We start from the raw sequence: 23,172 nt of genomic DNA, 5'->3' as shown, positions 1-23,172 counted from the left end.
TCAGCTCTCCCGCGCCAGCAGCCAGTGCTCGCGCTCCGGCAGGTGCTCCTCCAGCTCCGCGAACAGCTCGTCCGGCAGGTCCGCCCCCGCCTGCGCGAGCGCCCGCTCCCACTGCTCCACCCGCGTCACGCCCGCGATCGTCGAGGTCACCCGCGGCTCGCGCAGGCTGAACACCAGCGCGGCGGTGGCGAGGTCGGTGCCGTGGCGCTCGCACGCGGCGGCCATCGCGGCGGCCGCCTCCAGCAGCGCGGGCGGGGCCTCGCGGTAGGCGTACGTCGCGCCGGGGGTGCCGGGCGCCTTGGCGAGCAGGCCGCCGCCGAACGGCGCGGCGTTGAACACCCCGAGGCCGCGCTCGGCGCAGTCGTCCAGCAGCGCGCCCGCGGAGCGGTCCAGCAGCGTCCAGCGGTTGTGGGTGACGACGTACTGCGCCTCGCCCGTGGCGACGAACCGCCGCAGCAGCCCGACCGGCCCGCCGGCGACCCCGACCGCGCCGACGACGCCTTGCTCGCGCAGGTCCAGCAGCGCCCGCCACGGCCCGTCCGGCGCCACCGCGTCCTCGAAGGAGATGCGCTCGGGGTCGTGCAGGGACACCACGGGCAGGTGGTCCATCCCCAGGCGCTCGCGCGACTCCGCGATCGAGGTGCGCACGCGCTCGGCGTCGAACGGCCCGCTGGGCAGAGGGTCCACCTTCGTGGCGAGCAGCGACGCCGTCCCCGGGCGCTCGGCCCACGCCCGGCCGACGCGGACCTCGCTGTTCCCGCCGCCGTACTCGTTGCTGGTGTCCACGGTAAGCCCCGCGTCCAGCGCGGTGGCGAGCACCTGCGCGGCGGTGTCGTCGTCGACGCGCTCGGTGCGGCCCAGCGCGGACGTGCCGAGCGTCAGGGCGGTGACGTCCGCGCCGGTGGCGCCGAGCGGTCGGGTGCTGGTTCCGGTCACGGTGCGGCTCCTCGTCGTCGGGGGTGCTCGCACCACCCTGGCAGGTGGTGCGGGCGGTTCAGCCGCCGGACCGCGGGCGGCTGACCACGACGAGCTCGACGGACGTGTCGGTGGCGGCTGCCACCCTCCTGCGGGACCGGTCGGGGAGGGAGTCGGGTGGGCGCGTCGTGGCAGGAACCGGGCCCCGCGCCGCCCGCGTCGTCGGCGGCGACGGCGACGCTGATGCGGCGCACGGGCCGCCGGGACACCCGCCCGGAGCTCGCGCTGCGCCGCGAGCTGTACCGGCGGGGCCTGCGCTACCTCGTGGACACGACCCCGCCGGGCACGAACCGCCGTCGTCGGGCCGACCTGGTGTTCCGCGGCCCGCGCGTCGCGGTGTTCGTCGACGGCTGCTTCTGGCACTCCTGCCCGGTGCACCTGCACCCTCCGCGCGCCAACGCGCAGTGGTGGCGGGTCAAGCTCGCCAGCGTCGTCGCCCGCGACCGCGACACCGACGAACGGCTCGCCGAGGCCGGGTGGACGGTCGTGCGGGTGTGGGAGCACGAGGACGTCGCGGCGGCCGCCGACCGCGTCGAGGCCCTCGTCCGGCGACCGCGCCCGGTGACCGCGGCGGTGCCGACGGTGGCCTGACGGCGCGGACGGGTGATCACCGGGTGCGGCCGGGCGCCGTCCGCGATCTCGACTGGCGGGCGCTGCTGGAGGCTCCTACGGTCGCTGGCCACCGAGGAGAGGAGAACACGATGCGAGGCAGCGGACTCATCTGGACCATCGTCGGCATCTTGCTGGCGGTCGCCCTCATCATCTGGATCGCCGGCGCGCTCTGACCCGGCAGCCGCCCCGGTCCCGGTTCACGGCCGAGCCGTGGTCCGGGACCGGCGCGGGGCCGCAGGAGGTAGCGCAGCGGGGCCGCAGGAGGTAGCGCAGCGGGCTCCTGGCGAGACGTCAGTGGACTCCAGGCCCACCTCGAGAACGTCCCCGCGGGCGGTCACCCACCCGCGGGGACGCGGCCCTCAGGACTCGAACGCGGTGGGCAGGTACTGGTCGACGTTGTCGGCGGTGACCACGGGCGCGTACAGCTGCACGGTCCGCGGCACCTCCACCTCGACGAGGTCGCTCATCGCCTTGCCCTGCACGAGCAGGCGGGCCAGGCGGATGCCGTCGGCTGCCTGGGTGGACGGGTAGATGACGGTGGCCTGCAGGACGGACCCGCCGGCCTGGATCTCCCGCATGACGTTCGCCGAGCCGGCGCCGCCGACCATGACGAACTCGTCGCGCCCGGCCTCCTGGATGGCGGCCATGACGCCGACGCCCTGGTCGTCGTCGTGGTTCCACAGGGCGTCGATCTGCGGCGCGGCCTGCAGGAGGTTCGCGGCGGCGGCCTGCCCGCCCTGGACGGTGAAGTCGGCGGCGACGCGGTTGTCGACGTCGAGGCCGCAGTCCTCCAGGGCGTCGGCGAAGCCCTGGCTGCGGTCCTGCGTCAGGGGCAGCGAGTCGATGCCGGCGATCTCGGCGACGACGGCGTCCGGGTTGTCGCCGACCTGCTCGCAGATGTACGTGCCGGCCGAGACGCCCATGCCGTAGTTGTCGCCGAGGACGGTGGTGCGGGCGGCGAACGGGGTGGAGAACTCGCGGTCGACGTTGACGACGGGGATCCCGGCCTCCATCGCGCGGGTGGCGACGTCGGTGAGCGCGGCGCCGTCGTAGGGCAGCAGGACGATGGCGTCGACGCCGTCGTTGATGAACTGCTCGACCTGGCTGATCTGCAGGTTGACGTCGTTGGTGCCCTCGGCGACGCGCAGCTCGACGTCCTCGTAGCGCTCGGCCTCGGCCTGCGCGGCGGTGGTGATGGCGCCCATCCAGCCGTGGTCGGCGGCGGGGGCGGAGAAGCCGATGACGACGGTGTCGCCGGGCTCGTCGTTGGCGCCGGCGGGGGCGGCGGGTGCCGCCTGGCCGCCGCCGTCGCCCTCGGGTTCGGCGGGGGTGTTGGACGTGCAGGCGGTGAGCAGGGCGACGGTGCTGAGCGCGGCGCCGGTGGTGACGAGCCACCGGCGCAGGCCGGTGCGGGGTGCGGACACGTGATCCTCCTCGATCGGTGGTCCTCGGGCGGTGCGGGGTGGTGGGGTGGTGACGGGGGTCCTGCGGGGGTCAGGTGCTGCGCGAGCGGGCGGCGAACCGCTGCTGCAGCAGGACGGCGATGACGATGATCGCGCCCTTGGCGATGGACTGCGCCGAGATGGACAGGTTGTTCTGGGTGAAGACGTTGGTGAGGGTGGCGAAGATGATGACGCCGAAGACGGTGCCGACGATGGTGCCGCGGCCCCCGGCGAGCAGGGTGCCGCCGACGACGACGGCGGCGATGGTGTCCAGCTCGTAAAGCTGGCCGTTGGTGGAGGAACCGGCGGTGGTGCGGGCCAGCATCATCACGGCGGCGATGCCGGCGGTCAGGCCCGCCAGCGCGTACAGGTAGGTGGTGTGCCGCTGCACCTTGATGCCGGCCAGGCGCGCGGCCTCCGGGTTGCCGCCGACGGCGACGGTGCGGCGGCCGAACGTCGTGCGGTTGAGCAGGAACCAGCCGCCCAGCGCCACGAGCCCGAACATCCAGACGATGACGGGGATGCCGAGGACGCTGGCCTGGAACGTCTCCAGGAACGGGCGGACGGTGACGATCTGCGTGCGGCGGTTGGCGATGATTTCCGCCAGTCCCCGGGCGGCCACCAGCATCGCCAGGGTCGCGATGAACGCCACGACCCGCCCGTAGGCGATGAGGACGCCGTTGACCACCCCGCACGCCGTCCCCACCAGCAGCGCGGTGCTCACCATGACGATCCAGTGGAAGTCCGCCGCGATGGTCTGCGTCGCCAGCGTCGTCGCCCACACCGACGCCAGGCCGAGGACGGAACCGACGGACAGGTCGATCCCACCGCCGGTGATGACGAACGTCATGCCGACCGCCAGCACGCCGTAGACGGCGGCCAGCCGCAGGATCGTCAGGAGGTTGTCGACGCTGGCGAACCGTTCCCCGGCGGTGGCGTACCCCACCACGCACAGGGCGGCCAGGGCGATGACGAGGCCGATGCTGCGCCCGGCGCCGCCGCTGAAGGGGCTGCGGCGGGCCGGCGGCGCGCCGGGGGCCGGGCCGGTGCGCGCCAGCGGTGTCTCGCGGTCCGGGTCGGGGGGGACGCTGCCCGCCGTGGACAGCGGCGGCGGCTGCTGCTCGCTCACGCGGCACTTCCTTCCATGACGAGGTCGAGCACCCGGTGCTCGTCGATCTGGGCGGCCGGGCCGCTGTGCACGACGCGGCCCTCGGCGAGGACGAGGACGTGGTCGGCCAGGCCGAGGACCTCCTCGATCTCGCTGGAGACCACGACGACGGCGTTGCCGGCGCGGGCGAGGTCGTTGACGAGCGCGTACATCTCCGCGCGGGCGCCGACGTCGACGCCGCGGGTGGGTTCGTCCAGCAGCAGGACGCGGCAGCCGTGCACGAGCCAGCGCGCCAGCATCGCCTTCTGCTGGTTGCCGCCGGACAGGGTGCGGATCGCCCGGTCGGTGTCGGCGGGCCGCACGTCGAGGGCGTCGATCTGCTCGCGCGCGCGGGCCCGCTCGGCCCGCTCGTCGAGGACGGGCCCGCGGGCGAACCGGGAGAACGTCGAGAGGGTGATGTTGCGATACACGGGTTCGTCGAGGAGCAGTCCCTGCGCCTTGCGCTCCTCGGGGGCCAACCCGATCCCGGCGCGCACGGCCGTCGGCACGGAACCCTGCCGCAGCTTCCTGCCGTCGACGAGGACCTCGCCGGCGGTGGCGCGGCGCGCCCCGTAGACGGTCTCCAGGACCTCCGAGCGCCCGGAACCGACGAGACCCGCGAGGCCCACGACCTCCCCGGCGCGCACCGTGAACGACACGTCGGAGAACACCCCGCGCAGCGCGAGGTCGCGCACCTCCAGCAGCGCCGGCGCGTCGGCGGGGACCGGCGGGCGGGAGGGGAACACCCGCTGCACCGAGCGGCCCGTCATGAGGCGGATGAGGTCGGCGGTCGGGGTTCCCGCCACCGGCAGGCCGGAGGCGACGGTGCGCCCGTCCTTCAGGACGGTGATGCGGTCGCCGATCTGCCGGATCTCCTCCAGCCGGTGGGAGATGTAGAGGACGGCGACCCCGTCGGCGGTGAGCTGGCGCACCACCCGGAACAGGTTCGCGACCTCCTCGGAGTCCAGCACCGCGGAGGGTTCGTCCATGACGATGAGCCGGGCGTCGTGCGAGAGGGCCCGCGCCATGCTCACCACCTGCTTGCCGGCCGCGGACAGCGTGCCGACCTCGCGGGTGGGGGACAGGTCGCCGTGCCCGAGGCGCCGCAGCAGTTCGCGGGTGCGGGCGTGCGCGTCGTGCCGGCGGGTGACCCCGCCGCGGGACAGCTCGTGCCCCAGGTAGACGTTCTCGGCGACCGTGAGGCCGTCGACGACGTCCAGTTCCTGGTACATCGTGGCGATGCCGGTGCGCAGCGCGTCCACGGGGGAACTGGGGCGGACCTCCTGCCCGCGCCACTCCACCGTCCCGCTGGTGGGGCGGTGCGCGCCGGCCAGGACCTTGATGAGCGTGGACTTCCCGGCGCCGTTCTGCCCGAGCAGGCAGTGCACCTCCCCGGGGCGGACGTCGAGGTCCACCCCGTCGAGCGCGCGCACGCCGGAGAACTCCTTGACGATGCCCCGGACCGCGAGCAGCGGGGCGGTGGAACTGCCGGGCGCGTCGGCCCTCGTGCGGTCGTCCTCGACCATGCGGTGGAAACTAGGACCGCTTCTGCCGGGCGTCAAGCAAAAGTCGCGCGCTTCCTGCCTCCGGCCCCCTCCCGGGTGGCGGAACCCGTGCTTCACTGTCCGCCATGCCCGGGCACGTCGGCGTCGACGGTCTCAGCTCCACCCTCCAGCTCCTGCGGGACGGGCGGCCCCGCACGCGCGCCGAACTGGCCCAGCTCACCGGGCAGGCCCGCTCGACGGTCTCCCAGCGCGTCGACGCGCTCATCGCCGCGCGGCTCGTCGCCCCCACCGGGGAGGCCACCTCCACCGGAGGCCGGCCCCCCGCCACGTTCGCGTTCAACCCCGCCGCCCGCGTCGTCCTCGCCGTCGACCTCGGCGCCACCCACGCCCGCGTCGCCGTCACCGACCTCGCCGCCACCGTCCTCGCCGAGGACCTGCGCTCCATCGTCATCGGCGACGGCCCGGCCCCCGTGCTCGACGTCGTCGCCGCCGTCGCCCACGAGGTGCTCGCCGCGGCCGGGCGCTCACCCGCGGACGTCGCCGGGATCGGCGTCGGCCTGCCCGGCCCCGTCGACCACGCCACCGGCCGCCCCACCAACCCGCCGATCATGCCCGGCTGGCACGACGCCGACGTGCGCGGCGAGCTGCGCGCCCGCCTCGGCGTCCTGCCCGTCGTCGTGGACAACGACGTCAACGCGATGGCCGTCGGGGAGCACGCCGCCGCCTGGCCCGACGTCGACCACCTCGTGTTCGTCAAGGTCGCCACCGGCATCGGCGCCGGCATCGTCAGCGACGGGCGCATCGTCCGCGGCGCCCAGGGCACCGCCGGCGACCTCGGCCACGTCGCCGTCCCCGGCGGCGCCGACGTCCCCTGCCGCTGCGGCAGCACCGGGTGCCTGGAAGCCCTCGCCAGCGGCCGCGCCGTCGCCGCCGCGCTGCGCGCCGAGGGCCTGCCCGCGGAGGGCGGTGCCGACGTCGCCGCCCTCGTCGCCGCGGGGGACGCGCTGGCCGCCGCGGCGGTGCGCGACGCCGGGCGGGCGATCGGGCGGGTGCTCGCCGGGTGCGTCAGCCTGCTCAACCCCTCGGTCATCGCCGTCGGCGGCAGCCTCGCCACCGCCGGCGAGCAGCTGCTCGCCGGAGTGCGGGAGACCGTGTACCGGCGCTCGCCGCCCATCGCCACGCAGCACCTGCGGATCGTCACCAGCCGCACCGGCGCGCGGGCGGGGGTGATCGGGGCGAGCACGATGGTCATCGAGCAGGTGCTGTCGGGGGAGCTGCTGGACGGGATCGTGTGAGGGGTGTCGTGGGCGCGGCCGGCGGATCCCCTCAGCCCCGCCGCGCCAGGTCCTCCAGCGCCGCGGAGAAACGGCCGTTCCACGTGCCGAGGTGCGGCCACACCGCCGCCACCCGCTGCGTCGCCTCCTCCGCGCTGAGCCCCTCCTCGCGCACCAGCCAGGCCCGCAGCACCAGCCCCGTGCGGGAGGCGCCGGCGTGGCAGTGCACGAGCACCCGCCTGCCCTCGGCGCGCAGCGCGGCCACGTCGCCGAGCACGTCGTCGAGGACGGTGGCCAGCTCGGTGTTGCTGTCGTCGTCGGTGAGGTAGGCGAAGCGCTGCACCTCGTGGCCGAAGCGACCACCGGTGCGGCACAGCGAGACCACCGCGAAGTCGCGGTCGCTGCGGCGCGCGCCGTCGAGGTCGGCCGCCCACACCCCCGGGGCGACCTCCGTGGCGGGCAGGCCGGGGGTGGGGGCCGGTTCGTGCGGGCGCAGGTGGCGCTCGCCGTCGAGCTGCGCGGCCAGCAGCTGCAGGTCGCGCAGCTCCCACGTCCGGTCCCCGGACCCCGGGACCCGCCCGTGGACGACGGAGGTCCAGCGGACCGGGATGCCGGTGATGCCCGCGCGGGCGCCGGCGAGCGCCCCGGTGACGCAGGCGACGGTGTCGGTGTCGCCGCCGAGGTCGACCACCAGGCGCAGCGCCCCCTCGAACGTCGTCGAGCTGCGCAGCGCCCACAGGGCCGACCCCAGCGTCGGCCACACCGCGCCGTTGCCCTCGGTGGCGTCCTCGGGCCTCCAGCCCGGGTCGCACACCCGCGCCCACTTCGCCCGGTGCTCCTCCGCCACCAGCGGCAGCGCCCCGGCGACGGCGTCGTCGGCGTCCCCGCCCTCCAGCAGCACCCGCAGCACCTCGTGGAACAGCGCGCACCCCTCGCCCGCCGCGGGATCGCCGTGGGTGAGGGCGCTGATCCGCCGGGCGGCGTCCATCGTCACCCGCTGCCCGGCGCGGGCGAAGAACAGCGCCGCCGGGGTGGCGCGCATCAGCGAGCCGTTGCCCGCCGCGCGGTGCCCGGCGCGCACGTGCTCGGCCGCCGCGGTGTCCCACGGCAGCCCGGAGCCCAGCACCGCGGACGTCTGCACTCCGATGTCCGGCGGGCCGGCCTGCGCCCAGCGCTGGAACCGGGCGAAGACGTCGGCCTCGTCCAGGCCGTCGCGCTCCAGCAGCGACTGCGCCAGGAGCAGCGCCGTCTGCGTGTCGTCGGTGAACTCACCCGGTGCCCAGCCCAGGGAGCCGCCGCCGCACATCTCCGTGGCGGTCCCGCGCGCGGCGGTGGGGAAGCGGGTGCTGAACGCGCCCGGCGGGCCGAACTCGAACGGGGCGCCCAGGGCGTCGCCGACGGCGGAGCCCACGAGGGCGCCCATCACGCGGTGCTGACGGTCCACGGCCGCCTCCTCGGTCAGCGCAGGATGAGGATAGATCGACATTAGCGCACATCTGCGACAACATCGAGGGGTGGACGCGGACCTGTCGAGCTACGTGCGCCCGTCCGTCGCCGTGGACACCGTGGTGCTCACCGTGTCCCCCGACGGCGACCTGCGCGTCCTGCTGGTGCGCCCGCGCGACCTCCGGCACGGCGACTGGGCCCTGCCCGGCACGTTCCTGCACGAGGGCGAGACCCTCGCCGACGCGGTCCTGCGCTCGCTGCGCACCAAGGCCCACGTCGAGGGCCTGCGCCCGCGCCAGCTGCACGTCTTCGACGACCCCCGCCGCGACGACCGCGGCTGGGTGCTGTCGGTGGCCCACCTCGACCTCGTGCCCTGGGAGCTCCTCGGCGACGCGCCGGAGCGCGACGACGTGCGGCTCGCCCCGCCGGACCGCACCGGCCCGCTGCCCTTCGACCACGCCGCCGTCGTCCGCCTCGGCGTCCAGCGCGCCCGGCAGGACTACGCCACCGCCCCCGACCCCGCCGGCCTGCTCGCCGGCCCCTTCACGCTGCGGCAGCTGCAGCAGGTGCACGAGGCCGTCGCGGGCGAGGCGCTGCCGCGCGACACCTTCCGGCGCCGCGTGGAACCGGCCCTGCGGGCGACGGGGCGGATGAGCAGCGGACGGGTGGGGAAACCGGCCCGGCTGTTCGAGCGCCGCTGAAACGCAGTCCGCGCGCCGCGCCAGCGCACGGTCACGCGGCGAGCCCCTCGAGCCACGCCACGACCTCCGCCGGCAGGTCCGCGCGACGCCGCCACGACTGCTCGACGCCCGTCACCGACCGGGTCCAGTGCCAGGAGCGGTGCGCGCAGACGTAGAAGTCCACGGGCAGGTCGAAGTGGTGCCACGCGTTGGCGCGGCGGAAGACCAGGACCGCGGCGTTGCGGTCGGCGGCGTAGACCTTGCCGCAGCGGCAGAGCCGCACCCGGTCGCGGCGGACGCGCTGGTGGGACATCGGGTCTCCTCCCGTCGTGGTGGGTGGGGAGACCGTGGGGGACGGGTCCGACACGAGGGGTCCGGGCATCCAGTGCGCCGGGGAACCGAGGACGTTGCGCCACAACGGTTCGGCGGGAGAGCCACCGGACGTGCCGCCGTGGTGGGCGCTCCAGGTCCACCCGTCCGGAGCAGCGTCAGGCGGTCACGCACGCCGCTCCGAGGTGGCGCGAGCGCGTGGCGCCCGTCCCCGGGTGGTGGTGGGCGTAGGCGACGCGGACGGGGGCGGCGATCCCGGCGATGAAGTCCTCGACCTCCGCGACCCTGCCGGAGCTCGCGCGTGCCAGGTGGACGAGGTACGGGTGCCGCACCCGGCTGTTGCGGAACTTGGCGTCGTCACCGCGCAGGTGCTCCAGGCCGTAGTCGAGCCCCAGCTCGACCGCGATCGGCGCCTCGATCCGTCCGTCGCGGAACTGGCGACGGCCCGCGCGCGCGAGCTGCGTCGGCGCCAGGACGACGAGGTCGAACAGTCCCCGGCCGCCGCCCTTGTGCGCCTGCGGTCGCGTCTCGGGCCACTCCTTGTGCACGAGCTGCGTCGTCAGCCGGCCCCCGTCGAACGGGTGGAGGCCCGAGAACACGTCGTGCTGCTTGAGCAGGGTGAACAGCTCGGCGTGCAGCGAGTGCTCCACCCGGTGCAGGTAGGGGTGGGCGAGGAAGCCGTCGACCAGCGCGGTGATGGCCGACTCGACCGCCGGCACCGCCCGAGCGATCCACTCCTCGTCCTCCGCTGTGACGTCGACCAGCGGCTCGACCGACGCCCCGCCCGGTGAGGCGTCGTCCAGGAGGGTCCCACCGCGCTCGACCAACCAGTCCCGCAGCGCCTCGACGTCCTCGGCGCCGACCTCCTGCAGGAGGTCCACGCTCACCTCAGCCGTGACGGGCAGGCGGTAACCGACCTCCACCCCCGTCGCCGGGGGCGCGCGGTGGATGCGCACCGTCTGCGTCAGCGCACCGACCGCGTGCACGACCTGCCGGCCGGCGATGACCGTCTTCCGCGTGGAGGTCACTCGAGCACGCTAGGACGGGCCAGCCTTCCGTCCGCAGTACGGCGTGTCGCTCTCACCCCGCCGCGAACTTGAGGAACGTGCGAGGTTCGCACTCGCGTCTGCACGGCGCACTCCTACCCGGAGCGATGACCGGAGACTTCCTGCGCCGATCACTCACACACCGATCACTTGACCCTCGACGGGGGGACATTGATGCAGGCCGTGACTGTCCGCCCGCCTGATGTCACCCAGAGATGCCATGATGAAGGTGCAACGACGTGCGGGGCTCGCGGGTTCTGCACCGACGACGGGCGAGGCCGCCCTCGACCGGTGAGGTGGGGCGGGCGTTGAGGGGGACGGTCGTGAGTGACTGGACGGGCACGGCGGGCGAGGTCGCTCAGACGGTCGTCGAGCAGTCACGACGGTGTCTCGCCGCCTACCGGGAGGATCCCAACCGCGTCGAGTCGGACGCCGTCATCGAGATCTCCACGGCCGAGGGCGGCTACGGCCGCAAGCAGATCCACGAGCTGATCCAGAACGCGGCGGACGCCCTCAACGGCGGTTCCGGCGAGGTGCAGGTCCTGCTCACACCCGAGTGCCTCTACGTCGCCAACGAGGGGCGGCCGATGACCGTGGACGGCGTGAGCGCGCTGATGGCCTCCCACCTGTCGAGGAAGAGGTCCGACGAGATCGGCCGCTTCGGCCTCGGCTTCAAGTCGGTCACCGCCATCAGCGACAGCCCGCAGATCCTCAGCCGCTCGGGCTCCTTCGGGTTCGACCGGCACGCCGCAGCCGCCCGCATCAAGGAAGTCGTACCGTCGGCGCCGAAGACCCCGCTCCTCCGCATCGCCGAACCTCTCGACCCGGAGGAGCTCGCTGCGGCGGACCCGCACGTGCGTGACCTGATGCGGTGGGCCACGACCGTCGTGCGCCTCCCGCTGAAGCACGACGCCGTCCACGTCGCCGAGGACATGGAGAAGTTCCCCGAGCAGTTCATGCTCTTCGTGCCGCAGGTGCGGCGCCTGCGCTTGTCGTCGGTGCCCACCGAGCACGAGCGCGACATCACCCTGGACCGCCGGCCCGACGGCGTCCTCGCGCTCTCGACCGGCGGTGCGACGACGACCTGGCGGGTCCTCAGCAAGCAGCACAGGCCGAGCGCCGCGGCGTTGAAGGACGCCGGGGAGATCTCTCGACGCGACGTCGTCGAGCTGCAGTGGGCGGTACCGACCAAGGCCGTCGGTTCCCTCGGGCAGTTCTGGGCCTTCTTCCCCACGGAGTCGCGCACCACCCTGTCGGGCATCGTCAACGCACCGTGGAAGGTCAGCGACGACCGGCTCAACCTCCTCAAGGGAGCTTTCAACGAGGAGCTGCTCGTCGAGGTCCTGCCCACCATGCTCAGCCGTGCCCTCCCCGAACTGGTCGACCAAGAGGATCCCGCCGGCTTCCTCGACATCCTGCCCGCCCGTGGGCGGGGCGAGATCCGCAGCTGGGCGGACGGCACGGTCAACGAACCCGTCTTCGAGCGCTTGCGCGCCGCGCCCTGTGTCCCGGACCTCACGGGCACGCTGCGGACGCCGGTGGACGTCCGCCTGCATCCGAAGGGCTTGGAGCAGGAGTGGCTTGACGAGTGGGCCGCAGCGTCCGACGAGCACCACCGGTGGGTGCACCACGGCGTGGACCGCACCCTCGAGCGACGGCTGAAGGCGGAGCGGCTCCTGATCGCAGGGGACCGGGGCAGCGAGTCGGTCCGCGAGTGGATCGAGTCCCTGTGCACCTCGGGCACCGTCGACGCCTCAGCGGCGGCCGTCCAACTCGTCGCGCGCATCGTCCGAGAGCGCCCCGCGCTCGCCGACGAGGTGACGCAGGCCCGCGTCCTCCGCCTGGAGGACGGCAGCCTGGTGGCCCCGCGACCCGGCACCGTCTTCCTCAGGACGACTCCGGACGAGACCGGGTACTCGTTCATCGACGAGCGCCTGGCGCAGGTGCCGGTGGTCGTCGAGGCGCTCGGGAGCTTGGGCATCAAGGTCTTGGACCGCAGCGGGGAGCTGCGACACGCGCTGCGGTCGGTCGCGACCAGGGCGGGCGCGGACTGGAGCGACGTGTGGCGCCGCAGCAGGCAGGTGCCCGTCGAGCTGGCCGAGGCGATCTTCCGCGAGTGCGTCCCGCACCCCGTGTCGCGGTGGCTGCAGGTGCGGACCGCCGCGGGGCGGTGGCGCTCGGTCGCGTCGGCCTTCCTGGGGGGACTCGTCATCCCTCCGGACGGCCGCCGGGACAGGGAGCACCTGATCGATCCTCAGTACCACCAGCAGGACGTCGAGCTGCTCACCCGGCTCGGAGCGGTCAGTCAACCGGTCCTCCGGCACGACGCCCCCGACGAGGAGTGGCTGCGGGAGTACCGGGAGGTGATCGGCAAGGCGTTCGCCCGCTCGGCGACGGGGAGCAAGCCGGCACTGGACCGGCTGAACGTCGACGGCCCTCGGCCCCCGTGGCCGCTGCAGGTCCTCCCCGACCTCAGCCCCGAGGGTCGAGTCGTCGTGACGGAGCAGGTGCTCATGGTGGACGGCGGTGCCTCCTGGACCGTCCGGCACAGCTCCAACGCCGGGTACGGCCGCAAGAACTACGAGGGACCCGTCAGGTGGTGGCTGCGGCGCCACGGCATGCTGCAGACGTCGTGCGGTCCGTGGCCCGTCACCGCCTGTCTCGCACCCTCCGACGAATGGCCGAGCGACGTGCTCCCCGTGCCCGACGTCAGCGAGCGCATGGCGGCGCGCCTGGCCATCGCCCAGGAGCCCAAGGAGCTGGCCTCCGAGGTCTGGGCGGCTCTCCTGCGCGTCGCCACCTCGTGGCCCGACGAGGTCCGGCGCACGAGTCTCTACACGTGGGCGGTGCACTTCGCCGACAAGCCGACGAGCATCCGTGTCAGCGACGGGACGCGCGCGGTCGACGCGCCTCCCGACGAGGTGGCCGTCGTCGGTGACGCCCTGACCTACCAGTCGCTCCTCGCGCAGGGCAGTCCGACGTTGCACGTGGAGGACGAGGACGACCTCGAGGCCCTGGTCGACCGGTGGGGCCTCGTCCGGGGAGCTCGGCTCCTGCAGCGCGAGCTGGTCGTCGAGCCGGCCGGTGAGCCGGTCGCGCTCGCGGACGCGTTCCCGACGCTGCGCAACTACCTCCGCTCGGAACACGCGCACGTCGAGCTCCTGACGTGCACCGCGATCAGTCAGATCACGCCCACGCCGAAGGGGCAGGTGGTGACCTCCATCCCGTCCCTGCTGCACGAGGGACGGGTGGTCCTCACCGCGACAGACCCCGCGGAGGTGCTCCGGCAGGTCTCCGACGTCCTGGACCTCGGCCTGCAGGCGGCCGACGTCCGGCACGTGCTCGACGCGCAGGAACAGCTGAAGGTCAGGCAGCTGCGCATCCGCATCAGAGCTGCCGCCGACGACGACACGCGCCTGGCGGTCGCCGTCGGGCCGGACGCGCTGCGTCGGGCCGTGCCACAGCTGGCGCTCCAGGAGGCCGAGGAGTCCTCCGGCCGGTCGCTCACCGACCGCGAGCTGGCCGCCATGGTCCGGGCGGTCCACGGCACGGGGACGCTGCAGCACTTCCAACGCGTCCTCGAGGACCAGGGCCTGCTGCCTCCCGTCCGCTGGGCCGGTGTGACCGGCGCGCGCCGCTTCGTGACCGAGCTGGGTTTCCCCGTCGAGTTCGCGGGCATGCCGTCCGACCGGCGACCCGCTGTCTTCGAGGTCGAAGGGCCTGCCGTCCTGGGGCCCCTGCACGACTACCAGCAGACGGTCCTGGAGAGGATCCAGCGACTCCTGGACGGTGAGGGTCCTGCACGCGGGATCGTGTCGCTGCCCACCGGGGCCGGGAAGACCCGCGTCGCGGTCCAGGCGATGGTCGAAGCCGTCCGCGCCGGCAGGCTGTCGGGGCCCCTGGTGTGGATCGCGCAGAGCGACGAGCTCTGCGAGCAGGCGGTCCAGACCTGGGCCTACGTCTGGCGTGCACTCGGCCCCGGGGACAAGCTGTCGATCAGTCGCTTCTGGGGCACCAACGACGTGTCGGAAGACCCGTCGTCCTTCCAGCTCGTCGTGGCCACGGAGGACAAGCTCCGCGGTGCCGTCGACCACGCCGTCTACGCGTGGATCACGCAGGCGCAAGTCGTCGTCATCGACGAGGCGCACACCTCCATCAGTCCCACCTACACGAAGATCCTTGAGTGGCTCGGTCGGCAGAGCCGTTCTCGGGCGGAGCGTCGACCTCTGATCGGTCTGACGGCCACACCCTTCCGCAACACCAACGAGAAGGAGACCGAGCGGCTCGTGGGCCGCTACGACCGGCACCGCCTCGACGACGGTGCCTTCGACGGTGACCCCTACGCGGTGCTGCAGGAGCGCGGCGTCCTGGCGCGGGTGCGGCAGGAGGAGCTGCCCGGTGCGACGGTCGCCTTCTCTGCCTCCGAGCTCGCGGAGATGGGGCGCATGGGCTCGCTGAGCGTCGGCACTCTTCCCCGGAGCGTCGAGACTCGCCTCGGCGAGGACCGTGACCGCAACCGCCGCATCCTCGAGTCCATCGCCTCCCTGCCGGAGGACTGGACGGCCCTGCTGTTCGCCACCTCCGTGGAGAACGCCCGCGTGCTGGCGGCGCAGCTGACGCTGCGGGGCGTGCCGTCGGTTGCCGTCTCCGGTGACACCGACGCAGCCGTGCGCCGGCAGAGCATCGCCGACTTCCGCGCCGGCCGCATCCGCGTCATCACCAACTACAACGTCCTCTCGCAGGGGTTCGACGCTCCCGCCGTCCGTGCCGTCTACGTGACCCGACCGACCTTCAGCACGAACCTGTACCAGCAGATGATCGGGCGAGGCCTGCGTGGGCCGCTCAACGGCGGCTCGGAGGAGGTGCTCATCGTCAATGTGCGCGACAACCTGCAGCAGTACGGGGACCGCCTGGCGTTCGACGACTTCGACTACCTCTGGAACGGCCGGTGACGGACTCCGTGGCACTGGACGCCGAGCAGCGGCTCGCGGCCGAGGTGAGCCCCGAGACCCGCCAGGTGGTCACCGCGGGGCCCGGTGCCGGCAAGACGGAGGTCGTCGCGAGCCTGCTGCGCCACCTCGTCGAGGAGGAGGACGTCGAGGCGACCGACGAGCTGCTCGTCATCAGCTTCTCCCGGGCAGCGGTCGCCGCGGTGCAAGCCCGATCGCGCCGGGAGTCCGGGCGGTCCCGTCTCGTCACGGTGCGGACCCTCGACTCGTTGGCCTCCTCCCTGCTCGACGAGGCCGGGGAGCCCGAGGAGTGGCGTCGCTGGTCTTTCGACAGGAGGATCCAGCGCGCCACCGAGGTCCTGCGCGACGACGGGTCGGACGAGCTCGAGGCGCTGCGGCACGTCGTGGTGGACGAGGTCCAGGACGTCGTCGGCGTGCGCGCGGAGTTCCTGCTGTCGGTCCTCGAGGCGCTCGAGGACGACGCGGGTTTCACGCTCCTGGGTGATCCGCAGCAGGCCATCTACGACTTCCAGCTCCGCAGCGCGAACGACACGACCTCGGCGCAGCTGCTCGAGCGGGTCCTCAGCGGGGAGGGCGTGCGGCAGGTGGTCCTGCGCGGGCAGTACCGCGCTGCGAGCTCCGAGGCCGTCGAGGCCACCGCGCTCGGGCGTCGGCTCGACACCGCGCGGGCCGCCGAGCAGCCCGCTGTCGTCGAGGGCTTCGTCGACCGCCTGCCGCTCGTCGGTTCGCTCGACGAGCTGCGTCGCCTGCTACCGCGCTGGGAGGGCCGTACGGCCGTGCTGTGCGCGACCAACGGCGAGGCCCTGGAGGTGACCCGTTCCCTGCGGGGGCTGGGCGTCGACGTCGTCCAGCAGCGCTCCGCGCAGGACCAGGCACCGGCGCGCTGGATCGCCGACGTGCTGGCGGAACGAGCACGCCCGACCGTCTCCCGCGACGAGGTGCTGCTGGACCTCGAACGCGCGGGCGTCGACGCGGCCGCGTGGGGCTGGATGAGGTCATTGGCCGGCGGCAGGGGAGCCGAGCTCGACATCCCGTCCCTGGCGCGTCGGCTCGCCGCCGGCATCGTGCCCGTGGAGCTGCAGGCCGTACCCACTTCCGCGGTGGTGGTCTCCACCGTGCACCGCGCCAAGGGGCTGGAGTTCGACAACGTCGTCCTCATCAGCCCGGAGAGCTGGGTCGCCGCCGAGGGGGAGGACCCGGGTGAGCGTGTGCGGACGACCTTCGTCGCGGTGAGCCGTGCGCGCAGCAGGCTCGCCGTCCTGTCCCTGCCGTGGAACTGGCGCCTGCGCCACGACGGTCGGACCGACCGCTGGTACCTCGGCGGCAGGGAGAAGTACATGACCCTCGGCCTGGAGCTGGCCGGCTCCGACGTCTCCACCGAGGTGCCGCCCGGCGAGGACCTCCGGCTCGTCCAGGACCACCTGCGCGCCCGGGTGCTGGTGGGCGACGAGCTGACGTTCGCGCTCGACCCGCGCCGGTCGACCACCGAACGGCCGGTGTACTCCATCCACCACGACGGGCTGCTCGTGGGCCGGACCGGCGAGTCGTTCGCCGACACCTTCACGCGCCGCATCCGCCCCCGCCGCACCGGTCGACCCTGGCCCGACCTGGGCGCCGCCGCGGTCGACGGCGTCGTCACCGTCGCCGGGACGCCGCAGCCCGGATCGGCCCAGGCGTCGACAGTCGGCCGGTGGGGCTTGTGGACCGGGATCAGGATCAGCGGGCTGGTGGACCTGCAGTGGTCGAAGGAGGAGAAGTGAGCCCGTTGGACCCGTGGTACGAGGCGCGCGCCGAGGTGGTGCGGGCGCTGGAGGCCGACCTCCTCGGGGGACCCGAGGACGAGCTCCTCAGCGAGGCGCCGCTGGACCGCTTCATCGTCGGCATCCTGCGACCCCGCTCCGCGGGTGAGGTGTCACCGGAGGAGCAGGACACCCCGGAGGACGGCTTCAGCGGGGCGGACGCCGTCTTCGACCCGGCGGTCGCCCTCACCCGCACCCGGTACCCCTCCTCCATGGGGCTGACCTTCGCCGTGGACGCACGGGAGACGACGTCCGTCACCGTCTTCGTCGACGCCGCCCGCTACCGCCTCGAGGAGGGTGCCGGTGATGCCGCTGAGCCGGTGCCGGAGCCGGCGGTGATGGAGCGCGGCCGTTCGCTGCGCCGCCACGACGAGCGCTGGCGGAGGGTGCCGCTGACGGTGTCGGACCTCGACGTGCCGATCACCCCACCCCGCAGCGAGTCGATCCCAGTGGCTCCAGGGCTCGACCTCCGCATCGTGGCCCGTCCTCCGGCCGACCACGTCATCAACGTCACCGCCGTCCTCGTCAACACGCTGCCCGAGGGGCCGGACCGCCAGGACGGTGCGTGCTGGTTCCAGCCGCGCCTGCGGGTGCGGACCGGCGCAGGAGGCTTCGCGGAGCGTCCCCGTCCCCGACCCACGGGCGTGGACGACGAGGACCTGGACTCCTACGACCTGCTGTTCCGCGACGTGCGCAACGTCGCCGTCGGCCACGGCTGCGCGGTGGAGTGGCGCGACGCACCTGTCGTCACCGAGGTGGCCACCACCTTCGTCCCCCGCCACGACGTACCCCTCTCCCGACCGGGTGGGTCGAACACCGACGGCCTCCGGATGCAGCACCTCGCGACCACCGGCGACACCGATGGTCTGCGCGCCCTCCTCTCCTCCTACCGGTCGTGGATCGACCAGCAGGAGCGGGACACCCTCGGTCTCCCCGACACGCTGCTCAAGACCGCTCGACGACACCTGGACTCGGCTCGCCACGCCGCTGACCGCATCGAGCAGGGCATCGACCTCCTGGAGCGCGACCCGCAGGCGATGTCGGCCTTCCGCGGCATGAACGACGCCATGCAGCTGCAGCGCAGCCGCCAGGAGATGATCCGGTCCGGCGCCTCGGTCCCGAGCGACGAGCAGCACGCGTGGCGCCCCTTCCAGATCGCCTTCGTCCTGCTCAACCTCGTCGGACTCACCGATCCCGAGTCGTCGGACCGCGAGACGGCCGACCTGCTGTGGTTCCCCACCGGTGGCGGCAAGACCGAGGCCTACCTCGGCCTCATCGGCTACACCGTCCTGCTGCGCCGGTTGCGCGACCCGCAGGACGCCGGCGTGTCGGTCCTCATGCGCTACACGCTCCGGCTGCTCACCATCCAGCAGTTCGAGCGGGCCGCGGGGCTGATCTGCGCCCTCGAGAAGGTGCGGCGCGAGCGCGTTCCCGACTCGCGGGGCATCAGCCTCGGACTGTGGGTGGGGCGCGCGGCGACGCCGAACACCGTCAAGGAGGCCCGGCTCGCCCTGAGGGAGTCGAACCGGCGTGCTCCCGAGGACGACCAGGGCAGCCCGATGCAGCTGCTGCGGTGCCCGTGGTGCGGCACCCGCCTCGGTCGTGAGCAGTACGTCGCGGAGGCCGGTGACAGCCGGCTCACCGTGCGGTGCGCGGACGCCGAGTGCGACTTCGCCGATGCCCTTCCCGTCTTCGTCGTCGACGACGACGTGTACCGCGAGCGCCCTTCCCTGGTCATCGGGACGGTCGACAAGTTCGCCATGCTCGCGTGGAAGCAGGAGGCAGGTGCCCTGTTCTCGACGGACGGACGGGACTCCCCGCCCGACCTCGTCGTCCAGGACGAGCTGCACCTCATCAGCGGGCCGCTCGGCACCATGGTCGGCCTGTACGAGACGGCGGTGGACGCGGCGTGCGCCCGCCTCGGGCAGAAGCCCAAGGTCGTCGCCTCCACCGCGACCATCCGCCGCGCCGGCCGGCAGGTGCAGGCGGTGTTCGCCCGCGAGGCGCAGCAGTTCCCGCCCTCGGGCATCGACGCGGCCGACTCGTTCTTCGCCGTGCAGGCCTCCCCGGAGGAGAAGGGCACCCGGCAGTACGTCGGCGTCCTCGCCCACGGGGTCAGCCAGGCGACACTCCTCGTCCGCTCCTTCGCGGCACTGCTGCAGGCGGCCCAGGAGCTCGAGACGACCCATGAGGTGCGCGACGCCTACTGGACGCTGCTCGGGTACTTCAACAGCCTGCGCGTCCTCGGCGGTGCCTACATGCAGGTCATCGACGACGTCCCGGACCGTTTGAAGGTCCTCGCCGAACGGCACGGCGTCGATCCCCGCCGCATCGGAACTCCGCGGGAGATGACGTCGCGCGTGCCGTCGAGCCAGATCCCGCGCGAGCTGGAGATCCTCGGCACGGCCCACCCGGACGAGGCCAGCCCGCCGGTCGTCCTCGCCACGAACATGATCTCCGTCGGCGTGGACGTCGACCGGCTCGGCCTCATGGCCGTCGTCGGACAACCGCAGACCACCGCTGAGTACATCCAGGCCACCAGCCGGGTGGGTCGCAAGCACCCCGGCCTGGTGTGCGTGCTCTACAACGGCTCCCGCACTCGCGACCTGTCGCACTACGAGAGCTTCGCCACCTACCACCGCAGCCTGTACCGGCAGGTGGAGGCCACCGGTGCCACCCCGTTCGCGGCGCGCGCCCGTGACCGCGGCCTGCACGGTGTGCTCGTCGCCCTGGTCCGCCTGCTCGTGGCGGACGCCTCCGGGGACCGCAGCGCCGGCGCCGTCGACAGCTGGGGGGAGGACCTGGACCGCGCGGTCGAGGCGCTGGTCGAACGTGCGCGCTACGTCGACGAGGGCGAGGCCGCCGACGTCGAGGAGCAGCTCGACCAGCTCGTCGAGATGTGGCGACAGGCCGCGGACGACGAGGAGGTCGAGCACTACGCGGGGTGGCGCGACGCCCGCAAGGCCTTGCTCGCACCGTCCGGCTCCGCCGTCGACCGCGAGCGGGCGCCGTTCCCGGTCGACCTCCCGCCGTGGTCGACTCTGACGAGCCTGCGGGACGTCGATACGGAGACCACTCTGCAGCTGCGTCGAGAGAAGAGGGCCCGCACCCGTGGCGAGTAAGAAGGTCGCGTCGGCCAGGACGACCCAGCTGGTCTCCACGTACGGTGTCGGTGCCCTGTTCCCCGCCATGGACGAGAGCTTCATGGTCCTCGGGCTCAGCGAGTGGCCGGACCAGGAGGGGACCGAGATCGCCGAACCGCGCTTGGCGCGCGCCCTCGGCGTCCAGGGCTTCCGCACCCCGCCCAGCGGCGGTACCAAGGGACCGAGCGTGCCCGTCATCCGGTTCCCCCGGTGGTACTCCTGCCCGCAGTGCCACAGGCTGGACGAGCTGCAACGCTTCTGCTCCTGGGACGAGCACGAGTGCCCGGACTGCCACTGCACCCTGGTGCCGTCCCGCTTCGTCGCGTGCTGCCCCCGCGGTCACATCGAGGACTTCCCCTACTTCGCCTGGGTGCACGCCGGCCAGCGCGATCAGCAGCGCCAGGGCGATCACCGCATGCGCCTGCGCAGCAGCGGCGGCAGTTCCTCGCTGGGGGCGATCTCCGTCTCCTGCAGCTGCGGCGTCCAGGACGTCTCGATGGCCAACTCCTTCAACTCCGACGCCTTGAAGAAGCTGGCACCCTGCCGCGGGCAACGGCCGTGGCTCCACGGTGCCACCGACGAGGACTGCTCGGAGACGCTGCGGACCCTGCAGCGAGGCTCGTCCAACGTGTGGTTCTCCTCCGTGCGCTCGGCCCTGTCCATCCCGCCGTGGTCCCACACCGTCCAGCGGCTCGTGGACAGGCACTGGAAGATCCTGCGCAACGCGGGTTCCGACTCCCTGCCGAGCCTGGTCAGGGACCTGGCTCTGCCCGGCATCGACGTGGACGACCTGGTGGCGGCCGTCGAGGCGCGCCGCGCGGGGGAGACCTCCGAGGTTCCCACCGAGCACGACCTGCGCCGGGACGAGTACAAGGCCCTGTCGGCCGGCCAGCCGGACGCCTCCGTCCACCAGCAGTTCGTCGTGCGTCCCGTCGGGGCCCTGCCGGAGACGGTCGGTGACTTCGAACTCGTGTCCGAGGTGGCGCGGTTGCGAGAGGTCCGGGCGCTGGACGGCTTCACCCGGGTCCGACCCCACGACCCTCAGGAGGGCCTGGACCGTCGGGCTCGCCTCACCCTGGGCAGCCTCGACTGGCTCCCCGCCATGGAGGTGCTCGGGGAGGGGATCTTCCTCCGCTTCGATCCGCAGCGTCTGGCCGAGTGGGAGACCGGCGACTTCGCCCGTCGCCGCACCGCCGCCGTGCAGCAGGCCGAGGACCGCCGGGCGAAGGACTGGAACCTCACCGAAGCGGTGGTCGTGCGTGCCCGCGAGCTGCTGCTGCACACCTTCGCCCACGTGCTGCTCAACGAACTGAGCCTGGACGCCGGCTACCCGGTGGCCTCCCTGCGCGAGCGCGTGTACGCCGACGACGACCAGGCGGGAGTCCTCCTCTACACGGCCTCGTCCGACTCCGCCGGCAGCCTCGGCGGCCTCGCCGCGCAGAGCGCGCCGGAGCGCATCGAGAGCGTCATCACCTCCGCGGTGCGCCGCGCCTCCTGGTGCTCCTCGGACCCGGTGTGCATCGAGGCGACGTCCACGGGTGCCGACGGGTTGAACCTGGCCGCCTGCCACGCCTGTGTCGTCCTGCCGGAGACCAGCTGCGAGCGGCAGAACGTGCACCTGGACCGCGCCACGCTCGTCGGCACGCTCGACGACCCGTCGGTCGGCTACTTCGGAGGGCGACTGCTCACGTGAGCGTGGTGTCACCGCCTGCCCCGACCACTTCTAGGTGGGCTGGTCGGGGCCGCACCTTCCGCGTGCTCGACCTCTTCGCCGGGTGCGGAGGTCTCACGAGTGGCTTCGTCGCCTCAGGGGCGTTCGAGCCCGTCGGGGCGGTGGAGCTGGACGTCGACGCCGCGGCCACCTACGCGGTCAACTTCGGCGAGCACGTGCACGTCGGTGACATCGCAGGCTGGACGTGGCGTGGTGGCCCCCCGGTCGACGTGGTGGTGGGTGGCCCCCCCTGCCAGGGCTTCTCCGGGCTCGGCAGGCGCGACCCCCACGATCCGCGCAACGTGCTCTGGCGGGAGTACGTGCGCGTCCTGCAGAGCGTCCGGCCCGCCTTCTTCGTCCTGGAGAACGTCCCGCTCTTCCTGCGGTCGGGACAGTTCGCCCTCCTGGAGGACGAGACGCGTCCCGGTGGGCGCCTGGAGGGCTTCCGCCTGGAGGCGCACGTCCTCAACGCCGCCGACTACGGCGTCCCGCAGTCCCGCCGGCGCGCCGTGGTCGTCGGGCGACGCCGGGAGCTGCCGGAGATCGGGCCCCCGCCGCTCGCTGAGGCGTCGCCGGTCGACCTGGCCACGGCGCTCGCCGGGGTGCCAGGCCGGGCGGACGTCGCCGAGCTCCCCCTGCGTTCACGCACCGTCAACGGCGCTCCAGTGGCCGGCACCTACGCCATGGAGGAGCTGCACGTCACCCGCCGGGTCTCCGACGTCTGGCGTCGGCGCTATGAGGCCGTGCCGCCGGGTGGCAGCCGCCACGACCTGCCCCACGAGCTGCGTCTGCCGTGCTGGCGGGGCGACTTCGCGGGAGCCGGAGACGTCATGGGCAGGCTCCACTGGACCAAGCCGTCCGTCACCGTGCGCACCGAGTTCTTCAAGCCCGAGAAGGGCCGCTACCTTCACCCGGAGGAGCACCGCGCCATCACTCACTACGAGGCGGCGCTCCTCCAGGGCTTCCCGGCGGACTTTCGCTGGTGCGGCAGCAAGGCGTCCATCGCCCGGCAGATCGGCAACGCGGTGCCGCCGCCGTTGGCGCGGGCGATCGCCGAGCACCTCGCCGCAAGGCTTTGTTGAAGTGTGCTCC

16 protein-coding genes are annotated in these 23,172 nt (G+C 73.4%); 9 read left to right on the top strand and 7 right to left on the bottom strand.

From position 1 onward, the window contains the following. On the bottom strand, window positions 1–936 hold the full coding sequence (locus AB8M62_RS01190; RefSeq protein ID WP_369068382.1) for an aldo/keto reductase: 936 nt from the start codon (window positions 934–936) through the stop codon (window positions 1–3). 156 nt (window positions 937–1,092) lie between these two features. Here AB8M62_RS01190 and AB8M62_RS01185 point away from each other — a divergent pair, with 156 nt between their 5' ends. After that, window positions 1,093–1,566 carry a very short patch repair endonuclease gene (locus AB8M62_RS01185; protein ID WP_373694820.1) on the top strand — a complete coding sequence of 158 codons (474 nt, stop codon included), beginning with the start codon at window positions 1,093–1,095 and terminating at the stop codon, window positions 1,564–1,566. 23 nt (window positions 1,567–1,589) lie between these two features. After that, on the top strand, window positions 1,590–1,760 hold the full coding sequence (locus AB8M62_RS01180) for a hypothetical protein (RefSeq protein ID WP_369055605.1): 171 nt from the start codon (window positions 1,590–1,592) through the stop codon (window positions 1,758–1,760). 186 nt (window positions 1,761–1,946) lie between these two features. Here AB8M62_RS01180 and AB8M62_RS01175 read toward each other — a convergent pair whose 3' ends face one another. The 3 genes from AB8M62_RS01175 to AB8M62_RS01165 all read right to left on the bottom strand — a co-directional run bounded on the left by AB8M62_RS01175 (window position 1,947) and on the right by AB8M62_RS01165 (window position 5,702). After that, a complete protein-coding gene (locus AB8M62_RS01175; RefSeq protein ID WP_369068381.1) occupies window positions 1,947–3,011 on the bottom strand; it encodes a substrate-binding domain-containing protein in 1,065 nt (354 codons plus the stop codon). A 70-nt stretch (window positions 3,012–3,081) separates the two neighbouring features. After that, a complete protein-coding gene (locus AB8M62_RS01170) occupies window positions 3,082–4,158 on the bottom strand; it encodes an ABC transporter permease (RefSeq protein ID WP_369068380.1) in 1,077 nt (358 codons plus the stop codon). Next, complete coding sequence (locus AB8M62_RS01165; protein WP_369068379.1) at window positions 4,155–5,702, bottom strand: sugar ABC transporter ATP-binding protein; 1,548 nt, start codon at window positions 5,700–5,702, stop codon at window positions 4,155–4,157. Before AB8M62_RS01165 ends, AB8M62_RS01170 begins: the two co-directional genes overlap by 4 nt. Window positions 5,703–5,806: 104 nt before the next feature. Here AB8M62_RS01165 and AB8M62_RS01160 point away from each other — a divergent pair, with 104 nt between their 5' ends. Next, a complete protein-coding gene (locus AB8M62_RS01160) occupies window positions 5,807–6,976 on the top strand; it encodes an ROK family transcriptional regulator (protein ID WP_369068378.1) in 1,170 nt (389 codons plus the stop codon). A gap of 31 nt (window positions 6,977–7,007) precedes the next feature. On the opposite strand, the gene AB8M62_RS01155 is transcribed toward AB8M62_RS01160, so the two are convergent. Then, entirely contained in the window at window positions 7,008–8,399 is a 1,392-nt protein-coding gene (locus AB8M62_RS01155; RefSeq protein ID WP_369068377.1) for an ADP-ribosylglycohydrolase family protein, read from the bottom strand. Between the two features lie 70 nt (window positions 8,400–8,469). Between AB8M62_RS01155 and AB8M62_RS01150 the strand changes: the two genes are divergently transcribed. Further along, window positions 8,470–9,102: an NUDIX hydrolase gene (locus AB8M62_RS01150; RefSeq protein ID WP_369068376.1), complete on the top strand. Its 633-nt coding sequence runs from the start codon at window positions 8,470–8,472 to the stop codon at window positions 9,100–9,102. A gap of 31 nt (window positions 9,103–9,133) precedes the next feature. Here AB8M62_RS01150 and AB8M62_RS01145 read toward each other — a convergent pair whose 3' ends face one another. Continuing rightward, the gene (locus tag AB8M62_RS01145; RefSeq protein WP_369068375.1) at window positions 9,134–9,394 is read right to left on the bottom strand and encodes a hypothetical protein; all 261 of its coding nucleotides are present in this window, start codon (window positions 9,392–9,394) and stop codon (window positions 9,134–9,136) included. A gap of 175 nt (window positions 9,395–9,569) precedes the next feature. Beyond that, window positions 9,570–10,439, bottom strand: coding sequence for a hypothetical protein (locus tag AB8M62_RS01140; protein WP_369068374.1), 870 nt, complete (start codon window positions 10,437–10,439; stop codon window positions 9,570–9,572). Window positions 10,440–10,780: 341 nt separating this feature from the next. Between AB8M62_RS01140 and AB8M62_RS01135 the strand changes: the two genes are divergently transcribed. From AB8M62_RS01135 to AB8M62_RS01115, 5 genes are read left to right on the top strand one after another with little or no spacing between them, the layout of a single operon-like run. Further along, window positions 10,781–15,409 carry a sacsin N-terminal ATP-binding-like domain-containing protein gene (locus AB8M62_RS01135; RefSeq protein WP_369068373.1) on the top strand — a complete coding sequence of 1,543 codons (4,629 nt, stop codon included), beginning with the start codon at window positions 10,781–10,783 and terminating at the stop codon, window positions 15,407–15,409. Continuing rightward, window positions 15,406–17,187, top strand: coding sequence for a UvrD-helicase domain-containing protein (locus tag AB8M62_RS01130; protein WP_369068372.1), 1,782 nt, complete (start codon window positions 15,406–15,408; stop codon window positions 17,185–17,187). Before AB8M62_RS01135 ends, AB8M62_RS01130 begins: the two co-directional genes overlap by 4 nt. Next, on the top strand, window positions 17,184–20,348 hold the full coding sequence (locus tag AB8M62_RS01125) for a helicase-related protein (protein WP_369068371.1): 3,165 nt from the start codon (window positions 17,184–17,186) through the stop codon (window positions 20,346–20,348). The genes AB8M62_RS01130 and AB8M62_RS01125 overlap by 4 nt, the downstream gene beginning before the upstream one ends. Beyond that, entirely contained in the window at window positions 20,338–22,062 is a 1,725-nt protein-coding gene (gene drmB / locus AB8M62_RS01120) for a DrmB family protein (RefSeq protein ID WP_369068370.1), read from the top strand. The genes AB8M62_RS01125 and drmB overlap by 11 nt, the downstream gene beginning before the upstream one ends. Beyond that, on the top strand, window positions 22,059–23,162 hold the full coding sequence (locus AB8M62_RS01115; RefSeq protein WP_369068369.1) for a DNA cytosine methyltransferase: 1,104 nt from the start codon (window positions 22,059–22,061) through the stop codon (window positions 23,160–23,162). Before drmB ends, AB8M62_RS01115 begins: the two co-directional genes overlap by 4 nt. The last annotated feature ends 10 nt before the right edge of the window (window positions 23,163–23,172 follow it).

This window comes from Kineococcus terrestris (assembly GCF_041020755.1).
Classification (GTDB): Bacteria; Actinomycetota; Actinomycetes; order Actinomycetales; family Kineococcaceae; genus Kineococcus; species Kineococcus terrestris.
Note: the sequence above shows the minus strand (reverse complement) of the source record. Positions and strands in the feature narration are given on the sequence as shown.

Coding starts and splice junctions, on each gene's coding strand:
- AB8M62_RS01165 (WP_369068379.1), bottom strand. CDS start 5,702: ATGGTCGAGGACGACCGCACGAGGGCCGACGCGCCCGGCAGTTCCACC.
- AB8M62_RS01160 (WP_369068378.1), top strand. CDS start 5,807: ATGCCCGGGCACGTCGGCGTCGACGGTCTCAGCTCCACCCTCCAGCTC.
- AB8M62_RS01145 (WP_369068375.1), bottom strand. CDS start 9,394: ATGTCCCACCAGCGCGTCCGCCGCGACCGGGTGCGGCTCTGCCGCTGC.